The 22570-nt window shown below is 59.0% G+C and carries 20 protein-coding genes and 1 pseudogene; 18 read left to right on the top strand and 3 right to left on the bottom strand.

The genetic code is table 11. The features are described 5' to 3' along the window. The first annotated feature begins 71 nt into the window (after positions 1–71). The 5 genes from QF010_RS13865 (at position 72) to QF010_RS13885 (ending at position 4620) form a co-directional block, all read left to right on the top strand. A complete protein-coding gene (locus tag QF010_RS13865; RefSeq protein WP_429533320.1) occupies positions 72–761 on the top strand; it encodes an ABC transporter permease in 690 nt (229 codons plus the stop codon). A gap of 14 nt (positions 762–775) precedes the next feature. Further along, the gene (locus tag QF010_RS13870) at positions 776–1474 is read left to right on the top strand and encodes an ABC transporter permease (protein ID WP_429533321.1); all 699 of its coding nucleotides are present in this window, start codon (positions 776–778) and stop codon (positions 1472–1474) included. 9 nt (positions 1475–1483) lie between these two features. Then, the gene (locus QF010_RS13875) at positions 1484–2596 is read left to right on the top strand and encodes a succinylglutamate desuccinylase/aspartoacylase family protein (RefSeq protein WP_033054824.1); all 1113 of its coding nucleotides are present in this window, start codon (positions 1484–1486) and stop codon (positions 2594–2596) included. 18 nt (positions 2597–2614) lie between these two features. Next, complete coding sequence (locus QF010_RS13880) at positions 2615–3379, top strand: ABC transporter ATP-binding protein (RefSeq protein WP_033054823.1); 765 nt, start codon at positions 2615–2617, stop codon at positions 3377–3379. Between the two features lie 320 nt (positions 3380–3699). Next, positions 3700–4620, top strand: a complete 921-nt coding sequence (locus QF010_RS13885) for a MurR/RpiR family transcriptional regulator (protein WP_033054822.1) — start codon at positions 3700–3702, stop codon at positions 4618–4620. A 12-nt stretch (positions 4621–4632) separates the two neighbouring features. Here the strand turns inward: QF010_RS13885 and QF010_RS13890 are convergent, their stop codons facing one another. Continuing rightward, positions 4633–5556, bottom strand: a complete 924-nt coding sequence (locus tag QF010_RS13890; RefSeq protein ID WP_033054821.1) for a helix-turn-helix domain-containing protein — start codon at positions 5554–5556, stop codon at positions 4633–4635. A 161-nt stretch (positions 5557–5717) separates the two neighbouring features. Between QF010_RS13890 and QF010_RS13895 the strand changes: the two genes are divergently transcribed. From QF010_RS13895 to QF010_RS13925, 7 genes are all read left to right on the top strand, one after another. Beyond that, positions 5718–7076 (top strand): glutamine synthetase family protein, encoded by a 1359-nt coding sequence (locus QF010_RS13895; RefSeq protein ID WP_033054819.1) that lies wholly within the window; start codon positions 5718–5720, stop codon positions 7074–7076. Between the two features lie 106 nt (positions 7077–7182). Continuing rightward, entirely contained in the window at positions 7183–7950 is a 768-nt protein-coding gene (locus tag QF010_RS13900; protein ID WP_429533322.1) for an extracellular solute-binding protein, read from the top strand. After that, positions 7947–9248, top strand: coding sequence for an NAD(P)/FAD-dependent oxidoreductase (locus QF010_RS13905; protein ID WP_033054814.1), 1302 nt, complete (start codon positions 7947–7949; stop codon positions 9246–9248). Before QF010_RS13900 ends, QF010_RS13905 begins: the two co-directional genes overlap by 4 nt. Before the next feature lie 136 nt (positions 9249–9384). Continuing rightward, positions 9385–9981 (top strand): paraquat-inducible protein A, encoded by a 597-nt coding sequence (locus QF010_RS13910; RefSeq protein ID WP_429510010.1) that lies wholly within the window; start codon positions 9385–9387, stop codon positions 9979–9981. Beyond that, positions 9978–10634, top strand: a complete 657-nt coding sequence (locus tag QF010_RS13915; protein ID WP_033054810.1) for a paraquat-inducible protein A — start codon at positions 9978–9980, stop codon at positions 10632–10634. Before QF010_RS13910 ends, QF010_RS13915 begins: the two co-directional genes overlap by 4 nt. Further along, the gene (locus QF010_RS13920) at positions 10615–12270 is read left to right on the top strand and encodes a PqiB family protein (RefSeq protein ID WP_429510012.1); all 1656 of its coding nucleotides are present in this window, start codon (positions 10615–10617) and stop codon (positions 12268–12270) included. The genes QF010_RS13915 and QF010_RS13920 overlap by 20 nt, the downstream gene beginning before the upstream one ends. Before the next feature lie 17 nt (positions 12271–12287). Beyond that, positions 12288–12848 carry a PqiC family protein gene (locus QF010_RS13925; protein ID WP_033054808.1) on the top strand — a complete coding sequence of 187 codons (561 nt, stop codon included), beginning with the start codon at positions 12288–12290 and terminating at the stop codon, positions 12846–12848. 5 nt (positions 12849–12853) lie between these two features. Here the strand turns inward: QF010_RS13925 and QF010_RS13930 are convergent, their stop codons facing one another. Next, on the bottom strand, positions 12854–14125 hold the full coding sequence (locus tag QF010_RS13930) for a sensor histidine kinase (RefSeq protein ID WP_429533323.1): 1272 nt from the start codon (positions 14123–14125) through the stop codon (positions 12854–12856). 237 nt (positions 14126–14362) lie between these two features. Here QF010_RS13930 and pmrG point away from each other — a divergent pair, with 237 nt between their 5' ends. From pmrG to QF010_RS13960, 6 genes and pseudogenes are all read left to right on the top strand, one after another. Beyond that, entirely contained in the window at positions 14363–15043 is a 681-nt protein-coding gene (gene pmrG / locus QF010_RS13935; RefSeq protein WP_429533324.1) for a lipopolysaccharide core heptose(II)-phosphate phosphatase PmrG, read from the top strand. Positions 15044–15228: 185 nt separating this feature from the next. Further along, complete coding sequence (gene arnT, locus QF010_RS13940) at positions 15229–16950, top strand: lipid IV(A) 4-amino-4-deoxy-L-arabinosyltransferase (RefSeq protein ID WP_429533325.1); 1722 nt, start codon at positions 15229–15231, stop codon at positions 16948–16950. A gap of 64 nt (positions 16951–17014) precedes the next feature. Then, a pseudogene (locus QF010_RS13945) lies at positions 17015–17370 on the top strand (ABC transporter ATP-binding protein); the annotation flags it as partial. A 196-nt stretch (positions 17371–17566) separates the two neighbouring features. Further along, positions 17567–18580 carry an iron ABC transporter substrate-binding protein gene (locus tag QF010_RS13950; RefSeq protein WP_429533326.1) on the top strand — a complete coding sequence of 338 codons (1014 nt, stop codon included), beginning with the start codon at positions 17567–17569 and terminating at the stop codon, positions 18578–18580. 3 nt (positions 18581–18583) lie between these two features. Further along, positions 18584–20182: an ABC transporter permease gene (locus QF010_RS13955; RefSeq protein ID WP_033054801.1), complete on the top strand. Its 1599-nt coding sequence runs from the start codon at positions 18584–18586 to the stop codon at positions 20180–20182. Then, positions 20179–21249 carry an ABC transporter ATP-binding protein gene (locus QF010_RS13960; RefSeq protein ID WP_429510020.1) on the top strand — a complete coding sequence of 357 codons (1071 nt, stop codon included), beginning with the start codon at positions 20179–20181 and terminating at the stop codon, positions 21247–21249. Before QF010_RS13955 ends, QF010_RS13960 begins: the two co-directional genes overlap by 4 nt. Positions 21250–21259: 10 nt before the next feature. On the opposite strand, the gene QF010_RS13965 is transcribed toward QF010_RS13960, so the two are convergent. Beyond that, positions 21260–22198, bottom strand: a complete 939-nt coding sequence (locus tag QF010_RS13965; RefSeq protein WP_429510022.1) for a site-specific integrase — start codon at positions 22196–22198, stop codon at positions 21260–21262. Positions 22199–22570: the final 372 nt, after the last annotated feature.

Here is a 22570-nt window from a genome sequence, read left to right on the forward strand (position 1 = left end):
GCCGGCCCCTTGCGGGCGCCGTTTTGGGCTTGTCTCGCGCGCCTCTCGGCGCTCGTTTGAGGAACTTCATCATGCTTCACGGCTACGGATCGAGCATTCTCGATGGCGCCTGGCTGACCATTAACCTGGCCCTGACCTCCATGAGCATGGCGATTGCTTTGGGTCTGATCGGCGCGGCCTTTCGGTTGTCGCCGCTCAAATGGCTGGCGATGCTGGGCGAAGGGTACACCACCCTGATTCGCGGTATTCCTGACCTGGTGCTGATCCTGCTGATCTTCTACGGCGGCCAGGATCTGGTGAACCGCATCGCCCTGGCACTCGGTTACACCCGCTACATCGACATCAACCCCTTTATTGCTGGCGTCTGCACCATGGGCTTCATTTTTGGCGCCTATCTCTCGGAAACCTTTCGCGGCGCGTTTATGGCGATCCCTAAAGGTCAGGGTGAGGCCGGCGTGGCGTATGGCATGAGTGGCGCCCAGGTGTTCTGGCGGATTCTGGTGCCGCAGATGATTCGTTTCGCCATCCCGGGGTTCACCAACAACTGGTTGGTGCTGACCAAATCCACCGCGTTGATCTCGGTGATCGGCTTGCAGGACATGATGTTCAAAGCCAAGAACGCAGCGGACGCCACCCATGAGCCGTTTACGTTTTTCCTCGCGGTGGCGGCGCTTTATCTGATGCTGACCAGCGTGTCATTGCTGGTCCTGCGTTACCTGGAAAAACACTACTCGGTCGGCATCAAAGCCGCCGAATTGTGATTGGGAGCAACCCCATGATTCTCGACTACAACCTGATCTGGGAAAACCTGCCGCTGTATTTCAATGGCGCCTTGTTGACCCTCAAAGTCCTGCTGATTTCCCTGGCCTTCGGCCTGGTGCTGGCGATTCCGTTGGCATTGATGCGGGTGTCCCGATCGGCCCTGATCAGCTTCCCGGCCTGGCTCTACACCTACGTGATTCGCGGCACGCCGATGCTGGTGCAATTGTTCCTGATCTATTACGGCCTGGCGCAGTTCGCAGCGGTACGTGAAAGCGCGCTTTGGCCGTACCTGTCCAGCGCAACCTTTTGTGCTTGCCTGGCGTTTGCGATCAACACCAGTGCCTATAGCGCGGAACTGCTGGCCGGCAGTTTGAAGTCCACGGCTCATGGTGAGATCGAAGCCGCCAAAGCCATGGGCATGTCGCGCTTTACCTTGTACCGCCGCATTCTGCTGCCGTCGGCCTTGCGCCGGGCGTTGCCGCAGTACAGCAACGAAGTGCTGATGATGCTGCAAACCACCAGCCTGGCATCGATTGTCACGCTGGTGGACATCACCGGTGCCGCGCGTACGGTCAGTTCGCGGTTCTACCTGCCGTTCGAGGCGTTCATCACGGCCGGCCTCATCTACCTGGCCCTGACCTTCATCCTGGTTCGCCTGTTCAAGCTAGCCGAGCGTCGCTGGCTGGCGTACCTGGCACCGCGCAAGCACTAAGGAGCTGTTATGGAGCACATTGAATACCTGTTGCCGTGGAGTGCTTCGGGCACTGAACGGAAACTGTCGCTGTTTCGCTTTGGTAGCGGACCGCGCAAGGCTTACCTCCAGGCGTCCTTGCACGCTGATGAGCTGCCGGGGATGCGCGTGGCGGTTGAACTCAAACGACGTCTGCGGGTGCTGGAAGAACAAGGTCGCCTGAACGGAGTGATCGAGCTGGTGCCAATGGCCAATCCGATTGGCATCGCCCAGATGTTCCAGGCCACCCATCAGGGGCGCTTCGAGTTCTCCAGCGGGAAGAATTTCAATCGGGATTTCCCGGAGCTGACCGACGCCGTGGCGGCGCTGGTGAAAGACCACCTGGGCGACAATGCCGGCGGCAACACCGCTCTGATCCGCCGGGCCATGGCCGATGTCCTCGCCGACATGCCACCACCGACGTCTGAACTCGATGGCTTGCGCCGCCTGTTGCTGCAACATGCCTGTGATGCCGATCTGGTGCTGGACCTGCACTGCGATTTCGAGTCGATCATGCTGCTTTACGCCATGCCGCAAAACTGGCCGCGATTGCGTTCGTTGGCCGCTCGACTCGGGGCCGGTGCCGCATTGCTGGCCGAGGGTGCGGGCGGCAGTGCCTTCGATGAGGCCTGTGCGATCCCTTGGTTGCAGTTGGCCGAGCTGTTTCCTGAAGCCGATATTCCACTGGCCTGTGTAGCCACCACCATCGAGTTGCGCGGCATGGCCGACACCGAACGCGAACAATGTGTCGATAGTGCCGAGGCCATTCTTGGCTATCTCGCCGAGCAAGGCCTGATCAGCGGTGACTGGCCAGCAGCGCCAACGACCTGTTGTGAAGCGACGCCGTTTGCCGGCGCGCAGTACGCCTATGCGCCGCATCCGGGTGTGGTGAGTTTTCTGCAACCGCTGGGTGCCCGGGTCAGGGTGGGTGATCCGCTGTTCGAAGTGCTGGATCCGCTGACCGATCGCCACAGCATCGTGCGCGCCAGCACCGACGGCATCCTCTATGCCCGAGAACGCCTGCGCTTTGCCCAGCCCGGTTTGTGGCTGGCCAAAGTCGCCGGCACCCGCCTTATTCGCCAAGGTCGCTTGCTCAGCGACTGATCCAAGAGAATAAAAACCATGTACAAACTTGAAGTTCAGGATCTACACAAAAGCTACGGCAGCCACGAAGTGCTCAAGGGCGTGTCCCTGGAAGCGAAAGCCGGTGACGTGATCAGTCTCATCGGCTCCAGCGGCTCGGGCAAAAGCACCTTCTTGCGCTGCATCAACCTGCTGGAGCAGCCCAACGCCGGCAACATCGTGCTCAACGGCGAACAATTGAAACTGGTGACCAACAAACTCGGCGGGCTCAAGGCTGCCGAACCAAAACAGTTGCAACGCATGCGTTCGCGGCTGTCGATGGTGTTCCAGCACTTCAACCTGTGGTCGCACATGAGCGCCCTTGAAAACGTCATGGAAGCCCCGGTGCATGTGCTGGGCATCAGCAAAAAAGAAGCCCGGGAAAAGGCCGAGCACTACCTGAACAAAGTCGGTGTTGCACACCGGATGGGCGCCTGGCCGGCCCATATGTCGGGCGGCGAGCAGCAGCGTGTGGCGATTGCCCGCGCGCTGGCCATGGAGCCGGAAGTGATGCTGTTCGATGAGCCGACCTCGGCACTCGACCCTGAGCTAGTCGGCGAAGTGCTGAAAGTCATGCAGGACCTCGCCCTCGAAGGCCGCACCATGGTGGTCGTGACCCACGAAATGGGCTTTGCCCGCGAGGTCTCCAATCAACTGGTGTTCCTGCACAAGGGTCAGGTCGAAGAACGTGGCGACCCGCGCGAAGTGCTGGTCAACCCACAGTCCGAACGCCTCCAGCAGTTTCTTGCCGGGAGCTTGAAATAACCCGCCCAGCCTAATGCCAGTCAGTTAAGCCATTTCAGTTGCAACGCATACTTTGTAGCAGCTGGCGAAGCCTGCGTTCGGCTGCGTAGCAGTCGTGAAATCAGGCGATGCGGTTCTTCAGGACTACCGCGCGGTCAGGTTTCACGACTGCTGCGCAGCCGAACGCAGGCTTCGCCAGCTGCTACAGGGACTGCGTTACGGCTCGACCGGCCTGATCACCGCCCCTTGGCAAGCGTTGCACACCAACGGTTGGCTTCGGATACACTCCAGCCAACCTTGTGCCACCCCTTCTCCAACCCTCAGGAAATGTTGAGCCGGATATGCCGACCCCATCGAAAAACACCACGGTCTATGCCGCACCGGTTATGCGCAAACTGGCGGAGATCGTTGGCGATTTGCAGCCGTCACTGCGCAAGGTGGCGGACTTTATCCTGCGTCACCCGCTGAGGGCTGCGACGCTGACCATCGAGGAGATGGCCCACGAAACGTCCACCTCGCCAGCGGCGGTCAACCGTTTGGCCAAGGCCCTGAACCTGGGTGGCTACACCGGCATGAAAGCCGAACTGGTCGCGACATTGCAGCAGATGGTGTCGCCGGTCGACAAACTGCGCAACGAACTGGCGCATCGTCCTGGCGGCGCGTTTGGCCTGCATGAGCAAATCCAGAGCGCCAGCAGCAACCTCGCCACGGCGGCGACCAACAACCATGCAGACACCTTTGAAGCGTTCGTGACCCGCCTGACCCAGGCTCGCAAAATCTACATCCTGGGCTTTGGCAACAGCGTCTACTTCGCCGGCCTCGCCGCCTCGACCCTGATGCCATTCTGCGCCGACGCCACCGCCATCAGCATGGAGGGCGGCAACGAAAACGCCGCTTACCGTCTGGCCGCGATTACCGATCAGGATGTGTTGCTGGCGATCTCCCTGCCGCGCTATTCCCTCGACACCCTGCAACTCGCCCGTTTCGCCAATGAGCGTGGCGCCACGGTGCTGGCAATCACCGACTCACCCGCCTCGCCGCTCACCAGCATTGCCGAACACGTGCTGTTTGCTCCCGCTGACCATCCGGTATTGACCAGTTCCAACATCGCGGTGCTCGCCTTGATCGAAGGCCTGGTGGCGGGCGTGATGGCGCGCAACAAGGAAGCCGTCAAGTTGGCGACCGAGCTGACCGAAAGCGTGATGGCTTACCTGCACATGCCGGGCAACAGCAAATCGACGAAAGCCACAAAGCCGCGCTGACGTGTCCCCGGCTTACCCGCGACCTGTTGCGCCACGGGGGTTGCGGGCGAGCGTCTGACTGGGAAGTTCGTTGAACAACGCGCGATAACTGCTGGAAAATCGCCCCAAATGCCAGAACGACCAGTGCATTGCCACTTCGGCAACGGTGGTGTCCGTCGCTGTGCGACTGAGCAATTCGCGGCGTGCGCTGTTGAGTCGGCGCAAACGCAGCCAATGGGTCGGGGTCATCCCGGTATACGCCTTGAACGCATGCTGCAACTGCCGCAGTGAAACCCCCGCAACCTGCGAAAGCTCAAGCAGATTCAGGGTCTCTTCCGGGGTGTCAGCCGCCCATTCACCGATGCGTTTCATCACTGCACGCTCTTCGGCGCGGCGCTGTAAACCGCCGCGATCAAGGCAAACACACGCGTTGTCGAGGATGTAGAGGCAGTCTTCCAGCAACTGCTGGGTCAACGCCTCCTTGCTCGGCGGATCGAGCGTCTGCGCCAGTCGGGTCAACGTCCCGCTGAGCCAGCGACTGAACAACGCGTTTTGCCCCGAATTCAGTGGCGCCATGAACAGGCCTTCGAGCCTGGCCACGTTCAAACCGTGACGCTGCACAAACTCCGGACCAAACACCACGGCGATTTCCTGGTAGTTCTCCGGGGTGATCCAGATGTTGCGGCTCTCACCATTCAACACATAGAGCGCGTTGTCGCTGCGGTCGAAACAGAACGCGAGCGAGCCTTCGGGCGCGCTGAAATTCTGCTCGACCCGCGTGTTCATCTGTTCCTCGTAAATCTCCACGCCTTGCAGGTCCAGGTAGCGTACGCGCCCGGCGAAATGCCCCGGTGACATCTGCTGGTAATGCTGCACCCAACCCGGTGTGGCGCGGATTTGCTCGGCGACATCGGCGGTGTCGAACGCTTGGACTTGAAGAGGATTGCACGTTGTCATGGGTGACCTTACGCACTCGTTTGGTGCGTTTTGGTGCTGCTGAAAGTGGATAGATGGAACGTCAAGGCTCGCCCAAGATAGTCGTCAACGCGCCACAGGGGAAGTGTGTGGTGGATGAAACCAGCCTCCCCGGCGTTAATAAAACCAATAACGAGGTCTTTATGAATGTCCCTTTCGATCAGCTGCTCACGTGGCTGAAAGATCACAAGATTACCGAAGTCGAGTGTGTGGTCAGCGACTTGACCGGCATTGCACGCGGCAAAATTGCACCCACCAACAAGTTCCTGCATGAGCGAGGCATGCGCCTGCCGGAAAGTGTGCTTTTGCAAACGGTAACCGGGGACTTTGTCGACGACGACATCTACTACGACCTGCTCGACCCGGCCGACATCGACATGGTGTGCAAGCCCGTCTCCGACGCGGTGTACGTGATCCCATGGGCCATCGAGCCCACCGCCATCGTGATTCACGACACCTTCGACAAGTTCGGCAACCCGATCGAGCTGTCACCGCGCAACGTGCTGAAAAAGGTCCTGCAGCTGTACACCGAAAAAGGCTGGCGACCGATTGTCGCGCCGGAAATGGAGTTCTACCTGACCCAGCGCTGCGAAGACCCGGACTTGCCGCTCAAGGCACCGCTGGGGCGTTCGGGCCGTGCGGAAAGTGGTCGTCAGTCGTTTTCCATCGACGCTGCCAACGAATTCGATCCGCTGTTTGAAGACGTGTACGACTGGTGCGAGCTCCAGGGCCTGGACCTCGATACCTTGATCCACGAAGACGGCCCGGCGCAGATGGAAATCAACTTCCGTCATGGCGACGCACTGGACCTGGCCGACCAGATCACCGTGTTCAAGCGCACCCTGCGCGAAGCGGCGCTCAAGCACAACGTCACCGCGACCTTCATGGCCAAGCCGATTGGCGATGAACCCGGCAGCGCCATGCATATCCACCAAAGCGTGGTGGACATCGCCACCGGCCAGCCGATCTTTGCCGATGCCGACGGGCAGATGAGCGAGCTGTTCCTGCACCACATCGGCGGCCTGCAAAAGTACATCCCCAAAGTGCTGCCGATGTTCGCGCCGAACGTCAATTCGTTCCGCCGCTTCCTGCCGGACACATCGGCGCCGGTAAACGTCGAATGGGGCGAAGAAAACCGTACCGTTGGCCTGCGTGTGCCGACCTCCACGCCAGACGCAATGCGCGTGGAAAACCGTTTGCCGGGCGCCGATGCCAACCCTTATCTGGCCATCGCAGCGAGCCTGTTGTGCGGGTATCTGGGGATGGTTGAACGCATCGAGCCGAGTGCTGCGGTGCAAGGTCGCGCCTACGAACGCCGCAACCTGCGCCTGCCGATCACCATCGAAGACGCTCTGACGCAGATGGAAGAATGCGAAACCATCGGGCGTTATCTGGGCAGCAAATTCGTTCGCGGATATGTAGCGGTCAAGCGAGCGGAACACGAGAACTTCAAGCGCGTGATCAGCTCGTGGGAGCGTGAGTTCCTGCTGCTCAGCGTCTGAGATCTGCGCCGCCCGTGAGGGCCGTCATCGCGAGCATGCTCGCGATGACGGCCGCAAGAACACCAAAGAAACTCCGGAAGAATCCAATAACTACAAGAGGTGTCGAATGCGTCTATTGAAATCCGTGGTTCCAGTCGCCCTGGCGCTACTGTTCAGCGCCGTTGCGCAGGCTCAGCCAACGGTCAGCGTCTACAACGTCGACAAGGTCAAGCAAGTGCTGGGCATTGACCGTATCGACTCCTGGGCGGTGTTTTTCGAACCGCAGAACCTGAAAAAACTCAGTCAGTGCGGCGTATCGATGATGGATTCGGCCGATGAGGTGTTCCCGGCCGTTCTCAATTACATGGGCATGGACCCGCGCAGCGAAAACCCTGAGGACTACAAGAAGGCTGAAGCCAAGCTGTTGGCCATCCGTCCTTACATCACCTACTTCCACTCCTCGAAGTACGTTTCAGATTTGGCCAACGGCGACATCTGCGTGGCTTTCGGTTACTCGGGTGACGTGTTCCAGGCCGCGAACCGGGCCAAGGAAGCCAAGAACGGCGTGAACATCGCCTACGCGATTCCCAAGGAAGGCAGTAACTTGTGGTTCGACCTGTTGGCGGTTCCCGCAGACGCCAGCAACCAGAAAGAAGCACACGCCTTTATCAACTACTTGCTGGACCCACAAGTGATTGCCAAGGTCAGCGCGTCGGTCGGTTACGCCAACCCGAACCCGGCGTCCAAGCAAGACATGGACCCTGAGCTGGTCAATAACCCTGAGGTTTATCCGCCTCAGGCAGTCCTCGACAAGCTCTACATTTCCACCACCCCGCCCCAGGCAATCATGCGTTTGATGACCCGTTCCTGGAGCAAAGTGAAGTCCAACCAATGAATCAGTACAGCAACGAACATGCCCGTTCCTATTACGCGGCGTCAGCCAATGGAATGGCGCCCTACCCTGCACTGGCCGCGGATCTTGAAGCCGATGTCTGTGTGATCGGTGGCGGCTTTACCGGCGTTAACACGGCGATCGAACTGGCGCAGCGCGGGCTCTCGGTGATCCTGCTGGAAGGCCGACGGATCGGTTGGGGGGCCAGCGGGCGCAACGGTGGTCAGTTGATCCGCGGTGTCGGCCATGACGTCAGCGGTTTTGCCCGTCATGTCGGCGAAGAAGGCGTGCGTTACCTTGAGCGTGCAGGCGTCGAATCGGTAGCGCTTGTGGGTAACCGCATTCGTGAGCACGGGATTGATTGCGACCTGCGCTGGGGGTTCTGTGAACTGGCCAATACTAAAGCGCAGTTCGCGGCGTTCAAGGCTGAGCAGCAAGGCCTTGCCGAATCGGGTTACGCCCACGAAACCCGACTCGTCGGGCCGGAGCAGATCCGGCAGCAAGTGGTGAACTCAGGCGTGTATGCCGGTGGTCTCGTCGATATGGGCTCAGGTCACTTGCACCCGCTCAATCTTGTCCTTGGCGAAGCGCTAGTGGCGCAATCCTTAGGCGTGCAGATCTTCGAGCAGAGCCCGGTGCTGGAGTTGATCCATGGCAGCACCGTGCAGGTTCGCTGTGCCGGCGGCACGGTGCGCGCCGGCAGTCTGGTGCTGGCGTGCAACGCGCACCTGGAAGAGCTCGAACCGAAGCTTAGCGGCAAGGTTCTCCCGGCCGGCAGCTACATCATCGCCACCGAGCCGTTGACGCCCGAACAGGCTGCGCAATTGATCCCGCAGAATCTGGCGCTCTGCGACCAGAAAGTCGGCCTGGATTACTACCGGCTCTCGGCGGACCGACGTTTGCTGTTTGGCGGCGCCTGCCATTATTCCGGGCGCGATCCGGCGGACATCGAAGCTTACATGCGCCCGCACATGCTCAAGGTCTTCCCGCAACTGGCCAATGTGCGCATCGACTATCAATGGGGCGGCAAGATTGGCATCAGCGCCAATCGCTTCCCACAGGTCGGGCGCTTGAGCCAGCACCCGAACGTGTTTTACGCCCAGGGTTACTCCGGTCATGGCCTGAACGTGACCCACTGGTGCGCAAAGCTGTTGGGCGAAGCGATCCACGTCGGACACAGTCGGGGCTTTGACGTGTTCAGCGCGGTGCCGCACATGACCTTTCCCGGTGGGCCCATGCTGCGTTCTCCGCTGCTGGCCCTCGGCATGTTCTGGTATCGCCTGCGCGAACTGCTGGGGTGATCAGTAAGGCGCTGGTTGCCTGACAGGCCGCCTTCGCGAGCAAGCAGTAGTTTGAGCCTTTCGATTTGCTCTATCGCGAGGCGCTTCTATATTGAGGGAGTGCTCTGACTTTCCAGCCTCCTTTCGAGCCCGCCCCATGGCTACGACTGAATCACTGATCATCTGCGAGCACTGCGACTGCGTGTATCAAAAAGTCACGCTCGCCAAACATCAGAAAACCCTCTGTACGCGCTGCGGCGGTGTGCTTCAGCGCTATAACGGCCTGACGGTGGAACAACGTCTGGCGTTGACCTTCACCGCGTTGATGCTGTGGATTTTCGCCAACTTCTATCCCGTCATGAGCATCAGCCTCAAAGGCCTTAAAAACAGCGCAACACTCTGGGATTCGGTGCTGGCCCTGAGTCTGGGGCCGATCACTTTCATCGCCATGGTGGCGGCGATCTCGATGATCATCGCGCCGATTTTCCAGCTGGTGCTGCTCATCTGGGTGCTGAGCTTCGCCCTTGCCCACCGGCGCTCGCCCGGCTTCAAGTTCTGCATGCGCTGGCTGGAAACCCTCAGGCCCTGGAGCATGCTGGAGGTCTGCCTGCTGGGGGCGATGGTCGCGGTGATCAAACTCGCCGGATTGCTGGACGTGCTGCCCGGCATCGGCCTGTTTGCCCTGGCCATTCTCAGTCTGATGATGATCCGCATTGCCGGGCGCGACATCCGTGATCTATGGGACACCTTATGAACCGGCCCCCGCTGGCGAGTGAACTCAACCTGTGCCTGTGTCATAGCTGCGGCCTGGCCTGCGACATGACCGATGAACCTCACGAATGCACACGGTGCGGCGCGCCGCTGCATCGGCGCAAAACCAACTCACTGGCCCGGACCTGGGCCTACATGTTCACGGCCCTGGCATTTTACTTCCCGGCTAATCTGCTACCCGTAATGAACACCAAGATGGTAGGCAACGGCGCCGATAGCACGATCATGAGCGGTGTGATCGAGTTCTGGCAGCACGGCGCCTGGGACATTGCCCTGATTATTTTCATCGCCAGCATCGCGGTGCCGGGCATCAAGTTCGTCGCCCTGACGCTGTTGCTGGTGACCGTTCAACGCGACAGCCAATGGGCGAGTAAGCAGCGCTCGACGCTGTACCGTTTCGTCGAACTCATCGGTTACTGGTCGATGCTCGATGTGATCGTGGTCGCCCTGGTGGCCTCACTGGTGAAGTTTCAAGCCCTGGCCGATATCGAACCGCGCCCGGGCATTCTGTTCTTTGGCCTGGTGGTGGTGTTCACCATGCTGTCGGCAATGAGTTTCGACCCACGCCTGATCTGGGATAAAGAAGAGCGGGATAACCCAAACGAGGAGGTCATGGATGAAGTCGCAAGCCACTGATGGGCCGCAAACCCCTGGCCAGGCCCCTGTCAAAACCCGCCGTTTCAGCGTTTCGCTGGTATGGATCGTGCCGATCGTCGCGGTGCTGGTGGGGCTTTCCCTGGTCGTGCACTCCATGTTGCAGGAAGGTCCGACCATTACTGTCACGTTCAAAACCGGCAGCGGCCTGACGGCCAACAAGACCGAGGTCAAATACCGCAACGTGGTGATCGGCCAAGTCTCGGACGTGGAGCTGAGCAACGATCAGAAGAGCGTCAACGCCACCATCAAACTGTCCAAACAGGCGGAAAGTTTCACCCGCGAAGACTCGCAATTCTGGGTCGTGCGTCCGCGTATTGGCGCCGGCGGGGTGTCGGGGATCGATACCCTGCTGTCCGGGGACTACATTGGCGCCGACATCGGCCAGGCCAATGCTCGCTCGAAGAACTTTACTGGCCTGGAAAACCCTCCGCCAATTACCTATGGCGAGCCGGGCAAGCGCTTCACCCTGCGCACCGATGACCTCGGTTCACTGGACATCGGCTCTCCGGTTTACTACCGCAAGATTCCGGTCGGGCAAGTGGTGGCCTACGCCCTGAATGCCGACGGTAAAGGGGTCGATATCGAGATTTTCGTGCATTCGCCCAATGATGCCTACGTGACCGATAACACCCGTTTCTGGAACGCCAGCGGCATCGACGTGAACGTCGGCGCCAACGGCTTTTCGGTGAAAACCGAATCGCTGTCATCGATCCTGGTGGGCGGTATCGCCTTCCGCGCTCCTGATTACAGCCCCAATGATCAACCGGCCGCAGAGGACAAAGCCTTCGACCTGTTCGAAGACCAGCTAACCGCCCTCGCCCCGCCCAGCGGCAAGGGGCAATTCTTGAGTTTGCGTTTCGATCAGGCCTTGCGCGGGCTCAAGGTCGGTGCACCGGTGGAATTCCTTGGCATCGAGTTCGGCAAAGTCGTGGCGGTCAATCTGGATTTCGACGCGAAAAAACGCAGTTTCCCGGTCAATGTCGGCATCGTGATCTACCCGCAACGACTCGGCCAGGCTCACGCCAAAATGCTTGAGGTCTTGAAGCATGACCCTAACGACGAAGCCGCTGGCGTACGTCTGATGGGCAGTTTCATCGAAAACGGTCTGCGGGCCCAGGCCCGTAGCGGCAACCTGTTGACTGGTCAGCTCTACATTGCGCTCGACTTCTACCCCAAAGCGGAGAAAGTCGTATTCGATCCGACCGCCCGTCCAGTCTCAATCCCGACCGTACCTGGCAGCCTCGAACAATTGCAGGAAAAACTGGAGGGCATGATTACCAAGATCAACCAACTGCCCATCGAGCGCATCGCCGGCAATCTGGACAGCAACCTCGTCGAACTGCGTAAAGGTCTGGCGCAATTCAACGCCAAGACCCTCCCCGGCGTGCAGACCACCCTGGCGGACGTCAGCAAGACGCTGCAATCGGCCAGTTCGACCTTGGCCGAAGACTCGCCGCAACGAGAACAATTGGGTCAGACCCTCGAGGAACTCGGACGCATGTCGCGCTCCTTGCGTGAACTCTCGGATTACCTGGGTCGGCATCCGGAATCGCTGATTCGCGGTCGTCCCGACAATGCCGCGCCGATGGACCTGCAGGGGCCGCCGCGCAAATGACCACAGGAGCATCACTCATGGTTAATCCGCTGAAGATCAGCTTGGTCACCGCATTGTTGCTACTCGCCGCGTGCCGCAGTGAGCCGATTCAATTCCACACCCTGACCCCGGCCCAACCGAGCGGCAATTCAAGGACCAGCGCTGCGGACATCCAGATCGAGGGCCTCAGCGTCCCTCCCCAGGTCGACCGCCCGCAGATCGTGATTCGTCAGGGCAACAGTGGCCTGGCGATCCTCGAAACCGAATGGTGGGGCGCGAGCCTGTCGGATGAATTGCGCAGTGCCCTGGTCGATCAATTGGTCAACAGCAATCCCCAGCGCAAGGTTTCGGTGCGGCTGGACGTGCAACGGTTTGATTCGATCCCCGGCCAATACGCGCTGATTGACGTCAAATGGCGCCTGCGTCGCCTCGGCGAAAGTGATAACGCGCTGGTCACTTGCCGCAGCACGTTGCAGACACCCTCGGGACCTTCCATCGATGAACTGGTGATCGCTCAACAGAACAACGTCAAACGTCTTGCCGCGCTGATTAACCAGGCCGCTGCCGGAACACCGAAAGGTTGTCCATCGGCCCAGTAAAACGTTTACTCGCGGTCCAGCTCAACGGTGAAACAACAACCGTTGGGCTGGCGGCTACTGAGTTGTACTCGCCAGTTCTGATTGCTGCAGATCCGTTGTACCAGTGAAAGGCCCAACCCCAACCCTTCACCTCGACGCTCGTCACCGCGCACGAACGGCTGAAATATCGCATCGCGTTCTTCTTCGGGGATGCCTATGCCACTGTCTTCGATAGTGAAGCCGTGTTCACGCAGGGTCAGTCGGATGAGGCCTTGATCCGTGTAGTGCCAGGCATTTCGCAACAAATTGCCCATGACCGATTGCAGGAACGTCAGGTTATGACGATCCGACGAAACGTGCTCGATGACGTAAATGAATTCGATGCCCTTCTCCCGGATCAATCGCCCCCAGATATCAACCAGCGCATCGGCGACTTCCTTGAGGGTGGCATTGGCCTGCGAACCGGAATCCTCTCGAGCGCGAGCCAGCATCAAAAACGTTTCGACCAATTGACGCATTTCGTCGGTAGCCCGGGCGATTCGGCTGACCTGAGCCGCGGAACGAGGGTCCAGCGTGGGATTGCTCAGCAACAGCTCACAGGAGCTGCCCAACACCATGAGCGGTGTACGCAATTCGTGACTGACATCACTGGTGAAGAGTTTTTCCCGGCCCAGTGCTGCGCGCAGACGTCCCAGGGTCTGGTCAAAGGACTGCGCCAGCTCTCCCACCTCATCAGCCGCATAGTCGGGTCGAAGCGGCGACGCGAGGTCCAATAGTTGATCGCGATGACGCACCTGGCGCGCCAGGCGAATCACCGGCGCCATCACACGCCGGGCCAAAAGCCGGCCCAGCAGAATTGCCAGCAAAATGCTCAAAACGAAACTGACCATGACGACAGCAAACAACATCCGCTCGCGCTGTTCGAGGCCTTGTTGATCGCGCAACAACACATACTTGCGCCCATCCACGACCTCGACCATCGCGTAGAAATCGGCGCCGTGATACAGGATTTCCTGAAATCCAAGACGTAGCGATTCCAGCTGCGAATCAAGCGCCATGAGGCCCTTTCCGCCCTGGGTAAAAAACAGTTCGTCTTTTTCCGGTTGATGGGTCCACTGAGCGGGATTGTCCATCGACAGCAGACGGTGCATCCCTCCGGCTAATCGCGTCGTCGTGAGCTTTCGGTCAACCACGTGCACTGTTGCGACGATGCCCACTGCAAATACGCCTGCCACCAACGCGCTCATCAGGGCGAATACGATGACGATCCTTTTCGTCAGGCTCTGTTTGAAATCCATTCTTTGTTTCCACTAACAAGGTGTAAAAGATAAGAGTTCGCAAACATGAACTAACCAGGCGCTGCCCATAGGCCGTGCAAATTTTTCACATCCATTTCACTTGTCCCACACCTGCCGATATTTAGCCTCTCTTATACCACCTCGATTTTGAATCTGCGCTCTGGCTTGACTGATCGGTTATTCGGCATGGGCGTTTTGTAAGTTATTCGCTATTGCGTACTGACGGATAAATAAAACATGACTAAATCTTCATTGCGCAAGCAGTTACCCAAGCGAGTCTTGAGCCCGCGGCTGACCAGGCTGACGTTGTCGGCAGTGGCGCTCATCGCTGTAGCGTTAGTGACGGGTTTTGTCTTGTGGCCAAGATCGCCGGACAATCTGGCCACGACCGGAACCGACGCTACCACGCGCTTGATCAATCAGTGGCAAGCGGGCGAGATCATCGCACTGGTTCGTCATACCGAGCGCTGCGACCGCTCCACCAATCCTTGCCTCGGCCCGGCCGACGGCATTACTCGAGTCGGCAGCGATGCCGCCGCGGCCGTGGGTCAAGGGTTCCAGCGTCTGGGTATGGACCAGACCGATGTCTTGAGCAGCCCGGTCACCCGTACGGCACAAACCTCGCATTCCATGTTTGGCAAAGACGCAATGACCCAGGATTGGTTGGCCAGCTGTGGCAAAACCCTGCGTAATGATGTGGTGGCGCACAAACGCGCCCAGCACAATCTGGTGCTGGTGACGCACAGCGGTTGCATCAGCGATTTCGAAGCCCAGACCGGTTTTAAACACTCGGCTTCGAGTGAGTATGGTAGTTCGTTGTTTGTCCGCATTGATGCCAATGGTCAACTGCAAGTACTCGGCATACTTAATGCCGGTGATTGGCACTCCTTGTTTAAAGATCCGCGGATCAAGCAATAAGTTTGCAGTCTTGATGAGCGGCCCTCTATAAAAGCGCTCAGCGCTCGTCGCAACTAACAAATACAGGATCTGATGTTTGCAGTTCGGATCAGTATTGACCCACGACATAGATAAAGTTACGCGCACGCTGAAATACCCTGCGCACGTCCCCCTCCGAGCAACCTCTGCTGCGCCAAGGTCGAATCATGACACCTGATAACTTGCAGTCCTGCGCTGCTGACAATTTACTGCGCCCCGCTTTCCAGACCTCCACCCTCACCGAACGCTGGGCCCTACCTGCGTTGCTGCTGGCGTTTTTGGTGTTTTATCTCTTGCCCCTGATGTCCCATGGACTGTGGACGCCAGACGAAACCCGTTATGGCCAGATCAGCCAGGAAATGCTGCTGAGCGGGAACTGGACCTCCCCGCATTTCATGGGCATTCGCTACTTCGAGAAGCCGATCGCCGGGTACTGGATGATCGCCATCGCGCAGGCCATCTTTGGCGACAACCTGTTCGGGGTACGTATCGTCTCGGCACTGAGCACAGGACTGAGTGTCTGGCTGGCTTACCTGATGGCCAGCCGCTTATGGGGCGAGCGGCGCAAAAGCGTTGCCTGCGCAATGCTGTACATGAGTTTCGGGCTGATCGCCGGTCAGGCCGGATATGCCAACCTCGATCCGCAATTCACGTTGTGGGCCAACCTGAGCCTGGTCTCGCTGTGGTTCGCCATTGATAGCCGTTCTTTAAGTCGTCGCCTCGGCGCCTGGGCGCTGTTGGGCGTTGCCTGTGGAATGGGTTTCATGACCAAGGGTTTTCTGGCGTGGCTACTCCCTGTGTTGATCGCCCTGCCCTACATGCTCTGGCAACGACGCATGGGAGAGCTGTTGCGCTACGGGCCGTTGGCGGTGCTTGTCGCCGTGGTGGTTTGCCTGCCGTGGGCGCTCGCAATCCACCATCAGGAACCGGATTTCTGGCGGTTTTTCTTCTGGAACGAACACGTTCGCCGCTTCGCTGCCGAGAATGCTCAACACGCCCGTCCATGGTGGTTCTACCTGCCACTGCTGGTCGTGTCGAGCTTGCCATGGGCTGCGTTATTGCCCACGACATTCGTCCAGGCCTGGCAGCAAAAACGCCAGCCAGCGATCGCTTTCCTGTTGCTCTGGCTACTGTTGCCACTGGGGTTCTTCAGCCTGAGCAGCGGCAAGCTGCCGACCTATATCATGCCGTGCCTGTTACCCCTGGCGTTGCTGATGGGCCATGCTTTGACCGAGTTGCTGAACAACGCGCGCGGCCGAGCGATTCGTATCAACGGAATGATCAATGTCGTCATTGCTACCACAGCCCTGATCGTCCTGCTCTATCTGCAGACCACCAAAGAGATCTACGAAAACACTGAAATGTTCAGCCTGTCGCTGGTGTTTTTCGTGCTGATTGGCTGGATCATCGCTAACGCGTTGCAAGTCTTGCGTCCATTGATGTTCTGGGCCATGCCGGCCCTGGGCATCTGGCTGCTGGTCGCATTGCTGCCGGCGGCGATGCCCGGCCAGATCGTCGATAACAAGATGCCCGATCAGTTCATTGCCGAGCATCTGGATGCCTTGAGTCAGACCACCTCATTGCTGAGCAATGATTTGGGGGCGGCAGCGGCGTTGTCTTGGCGATTGAAGCAGCCGCAGATCGCTCTTTACAACACCATCGGCGAGCTGAAGTACGGTCTCGAAGATCCCTCCATGGCCTCAAGAATCGTCACGATGAAAAATATTGGGCCATGGATGACCGAGGCTCGCAAAAAAGGCGCGGTCGGTGTGGTGATGCGGGTCAACAGTGTCCAGGAAGTGCAAGAAGTCGAGTTGTTGCCCATCGATGGCAAGCGTTATCAGCGCGGAAATCTGGAGATTCTGATTTTCCCGCGAAGCCAGCCCTGACAAGACCGGAAAAAAAAGAGAGGCCCCTGGGGCCTCTCGATTCATTCGGGTTTAAGAAACTGTCAGTGCGTGCCTGACTGTTTACGAGTCAGAGTTGCTGGCACGCAAACAACTGACGCCAGGCTGGGTCGTCCATGACGATGAGTTGCAGCGGGTGGACCAGTTTCTCGGCGCCCTGGGGATCACTGAACTATTCTTTCGCAACCTTGGGGAACGGTGTTCATCGCAATCCATGACCTGAATCAGGCGCTGCGCTTTGCCGATCAGGTAATAGTGATCGCCAATGGCACCAGCCAGGGCAGCGGTCCGAGCGATCAAGTGATTACGGTGAAGATGCTGCGCGATGTCTACGAGGTTGAAGCAAGGATCGAGCAATGCAGCCGTGGACAGCGCCACATTCTGATCGAAGACATCGTTTGATACCCGATCCACCGCGCAATGGGCTGAGGTGCTGCTAATCTGAATGAAAATGACATGTATTAACGGTTTCTTTAACGTTTTTTTCTCATGTTGTTCTCTACATTCGCTGCAACTCAAAACATGCCAATGATTCGCATTGTTCTGCCAGCGAGTCTGCATGCATGACTTCTAAAAAAGACCAGGAGCTGCCCACAGAATGAATGCCCGTATCCCTTCTTTCCTGAAAAAAGCATTGCTGGCCACCGCGCTGCTGAGCGTCGGCCACGTGTATGCGGCGGATGCCGATGGCATCGTAGTCTACAACGCCCAGCACGAAAGCCTGACCAAATCCTGGATCGAGGGTTTTACCAAGGAAACCGGCATCAAAGTCACGGTGCGCAATGGTGACGACACCGAGATGGGCAATCAGATCGTACAGGAAGGCGCCGCCTCCCCGGCCGACGTGTTCCTGACCGAAAACTCCCCGGCCATGGTGCTGGTCGACAACGCGGGGCTGTTTGCGCCGGTTGCGCCGGCCACCCTGGAACAGGTCGGCAATGCTTACCGCCCGGCCCATGGCAAATGGGTGGGGATCGCCGCGCGCTCCACGGTGTTTGTCTATAACCCGAGCAAACTGCTCGAAGCCGAGCTGCCCAAGTCGCTGATGGACCTCGCTGGCCCGAACTGGAAAGGTCGCTGGGGCGCTTCACCGGCCGGTGCCGACTTCCAGGCCATCGTCGCCGCCGTGCTGGAACTCAAGGGTGAAGCCGCCACGCTGGAATGGCTCAAAGGATTGAAGGCCAATGCCACGATCTATCGCGGCAACAGTGCGGTACTGAAAGCGGTCAACGCCGGGCAGGTCGACAGCGGCGTGATCTACCACTATTACAGCTTCGGCGACCAGGCCAAGACTGGCGAAAACAGCAAGAACACCGCCCTGCACTACTTCAAGCACAAGGATCCGGGCGCGTTTGTCAGCGTCTCCGGCGGCGGCGTGCTAGCGTCCAGCAAACACAAGGAACAAGCCCAGGCGTTCCTCAAATGGGTTACCGGCAAAGATGGCCAGGCCATCCTCAAAACCGGCAAATCGTTTGAATACGCGGTGGGCAAGAACGCTGAATCCAACCCAAAACTGGTGCCTTTGCAGCAACTCGACGCGCCGACAGTCGATGCTTCAAAACTCGACAGTAAAAAAGCCGTTGAGCTGATGACTCAGGCAGGACTGCTCTAATTGATGCCTGAAACCTTGCCCGCGGGTGTCGCCGAGGCGATACCCGCGAATTTGCGACGACGAACCCGCGGCCTCTTCGCGGGGCGCGGTGGCGCGTGGGTGATCGGCTTGTCGGTGCTGGTTTCGCTGCTGTCGCTGCTGCCGATTGCCTTCGTCATCGGCGTATCGTTTCAGACAGGCTGGGCGACCCTTGTACCGCTGGTATTCCGGCCGCGGGTCGCTGAACTGTTGATCAACACTGTTTTACTGGTGGTGATCACGATTCCATTGTGCGTCACGTTAGGTCTGTCTCTGGCCTGGCTGACAGAGCGCACCAACCTGCCGGGGCGGCGCTGGTGGTCGTTATTGGCGACCGCGCCGCTGGCGGTGCCGGCGTTCGTGCACAGCTATGCGTGGGTCAGTCTGGTCCCGCCGATTCATGGGCTGTTTGCCGGGGTTCTGGTTTCGGTCATCGCCTACTTCCCGTTCCTGTACCTACCGATTGCAGCGACCCTGCGCAGGCTCGATCCGGCCATCGAAGACGTTGCCGAATCCCTGGGGCTGAAGCCTTGGGCGATATTTTTCCGCGTGGTGCTGCCGCAATTGCGCCTGGCCATCTGCGGCGGCGCTTTGCTGGTGGGCCTGCACTTGCTGGCCGAATATGGCCTGTACGCGATGATCCGTTTCGACACCTTCACCACGGCCATCTTCGATCAGTTCAAATCCACCTTTAACGGCCCCGCCGCGCACATGCTGGCCAGCGTGCTCGCCCTGTGTTGCCTGGTGATGCTGACCACAGAATCGGCCGCTCGCGGTACGGCGCGTTACGCCCGGGTCGGGTCGGGAAGTGCTCGCGAACAGCGAGTGGTGCGTCTGAAATCTGGAACCACCCTCCTCGCCCTGATCGTACAGATCGCGACCTGCGCGCTGACGCTGGGCGTGCCACTGGTGACTTTAGGCAGCTGGCTGATAGCCGGCGGTCTGCAGGTCTGGCAGATGGACGAACTTCTGCCGGCGCTGGAACAGACGCTGCTGCTCGGCGTCGCGGGTGCAGCCCTCACCACGTGCGCCGCCATCCCGATTGCCTGGCTGTCGATTCGTTCTCCGGGTCGGTTGCAACGTGTCCTGGAAAGCTGCAACTACATCACCAGTTCGTTGCCCGGGATCGTCGTGGCCCTGGCGTTGGTGACCGTCACCATCCATTTCGCCCGGCCGATTTACCAGACGACCATCACGGTGCTACTGGCATACCTGCTGATGTTTTTGCCCCGCGCCCTGGTGAGTTTGCGCGCCGGGATCGCCCAGGCGCCGGTGGAACTGGAAAACATGGCCCGCAGCCTCGGCCGCTCCCCCGCCCGGGCATTGTGGCTGATCACCCTGCGCCTGGCCGCGCCCGGCGCTGCCGCTGGCGCCGCGCTGGTGTTTCTGGCGATCACCAATGAGTTGACCGCTACCCTGCTGCTCGCCCCCAACGGCACGCGCACCCTGGCCACCGGGTTCTGGGCCATGACCAGCGAAATCGATTACGCTGCGGCTGCGCCCTATGCCCTGCTGATGATTTTGCTGTCGCTTCCCTTGACCGGACTTCTTTATCACCAATCCAAACGAACGGCTGGCCGATGAACGCTCTTGAACTCCATTCCATTTCCAAGTCCTACGGCTCCTATCAAGCGCTGGAGAGCATCAACCTGTCGGTGCCAACGGGCAGCCGAACGGTTATCGTCGGCCCGTCCGGCTCAGGAAAAACCACGTTGTTGCGGATGATCGCCGGCTTCGAATTCCCGGATACGGGCCGTCTCTCACTCAATGGCCAAACGCTCGTCGACGACACCCACGAAGTCCCGGCGCATCAGCGTTTGATTGGTTATGTTCCCCAGGACGGCGCCCTGTTCCCGCACATGACCGTGGCCGCAAACATCGGTTTCGGGCTTTCGATCAAGGGCGGTGCAAAACAGGAGCGCGTCGCAGAGTTGATGGACAGCGTGGCGCTGGATGCAAACATGGCCAACCGTTGGCCCCATGAACTCTCCGGCGGCCAGCAACAACGCGTGGCACTGGCGCGGGCATTGGCGCAGCAACCGCGCTTGATGTTGCTGGATGAGCCGTTTTCGGCCCTCGACACCGGACTTCGGGGCGCCATGCGCAAAATGGTCGCACGGCTACTGACAGACGCCGGCGTGACCACCATTCTGGTCACCCATGACCAGAGTGAAGCGTTGTCGTTTGCCGATCAGCTGGCGGTGATGCGCGACGGTCGGCTGGTGCAGTCGGGCCATCCGCTGGACCTTTACCGCTACCCCGAGGATGAACAAACCGCGCTGTTTCTGGGGGATGCCGTGGTCATGCCCGCCAGAATCGAGGCCGGCTGGGCCCATTGCGATCTCGGTCGGATACCGGTGAACAACCACCGGAACAACAAATCGGCGCAGATCATGCTGCGTCCCGAACAACTGCAACTCGTCAGCATCCAGCCCAACCCAACCGAGGCTGCTGGGTGTCGCGCCGTTGTGACCGAGCGGGATTTCAGCGGCAATACCTGCACGTTGACGGTGGAATTGGAGACGTTGGCTTCCGGGCAACAACCTGGACGATCATTGATGGTGCGCAGTTCGGGCCTGTATGCGCCACCCGCCGGCAGTGAGGTTCACGTCTCGACGATCGGCCATGCCCACGTACTGAGCGAATCCTGAACCCCGCCCATCAAAGATCGAACCGGTCCACGGCTCGACGCCGTTCGTTGTCATCGCGCACATCGTAGTTGGCCGTGGTCTGGATGTTGCTGTGATGGGCGAGTTTCTGGGCGATCGACAAGTCGTACTCCTCAATTACTCGGGTAATGAACGAACGTCGAAAATCATGCGGCATGATTTTCACCCCGACCTGCGCGCCGCGCTGTCGGGCGATGTAATAAATCGCATGTTTGGTGATGCGCTCGCGGGTGATGTGACTGCCGCGGCGGATGCGATTGAACAGGAACGAATCGTCCACTTCACCTTCCTTCAGTAGCGAGCGCCGCAGTTCCAGCCAGTCGTTGAGTTTGGCGAACGCCCAGGCCGGTGCGTACTTGATCAATTGCTTGTTGCCCTTGGCGGTCACACGCAGGCTGCGCTCGGCAAAATCGACCTGGCTCAGGTCCAGGTTTACCGATTCCGATTTGCGCATGCCCGAGCCATACAAAATCCCGATGATCGCCGCATCCCTCAACCCTTGTGGCCGTGGATCGGCAGCGCAGACCGCCATCAATTCCTGGATCAGCGTGCGCCTGAGGTTGCGCCCCTGGGACAACCGCGTGCCGGCAATCCCTTTCACCGAACGCATTTTCAGCAAGTGCTCCTGACTGATCAGGCTCATGCGCCATGCCTCGTTCATCACCCCGCGCACCGCGTTGACATACAGCGAAGAGGTGTTCGGCGCGTAGCCGTCGGTGCGCAAAGTGGCCACCAGCGCGATGACATCTTCCGGTTGCAGGTTGTGCCAGGGAATCTCCTCGACGTTCATGTCTTCGAAGCCCAACCGGTCAGCGGCATCCTGCAACACATAACGCATGGTCAGTTGGCTGGAGGGCGCCAGACGCGCCAGATACAGGGTCAGCGGATTGGTCTTTGAGGGAATTGGGTCGGTAGCGGGTAAGTCAATCAAACGAAACGGCCTTCAGTGGAAACAGTTCATTAAACAACTAAGGATTGAAACATCCTTCATGTAAAGCAGGACACTTCTGTAGGACCTTCTACTAGAAAACTCGATGAACGGCTGAAGGCTGAACAGTGGCTGTATGACCTCCAGATAAACGATTCGCCGACCGGTTTTTCATGTCCCTTTCACAAATTCAGGAATAACCTCATTGAGTCCGGCCTGTCTCTTTGCGAGGGACCAACCTGCCGACCATGGCAGAAAATGTCAACCTATCTAAATCGTCAGGTATTTCAAGTAACTTGTTGATGCAGCTTTTGTTTTAGCGTCTACACTTGCACTGGATCCAAAATTTTTTTAGCCTCACAGGCTATTCACTCT

The organism is Pseudomonas silensiensis, from assembly GCF_050434865.1.
GTDB lineage: Bacteria > Pseudomonadota > Gammaproteobacteria > Pseudomonadales > Pseudomonadaceae > Aquipseudomonas > Aquipseudomonas fluorescens_W.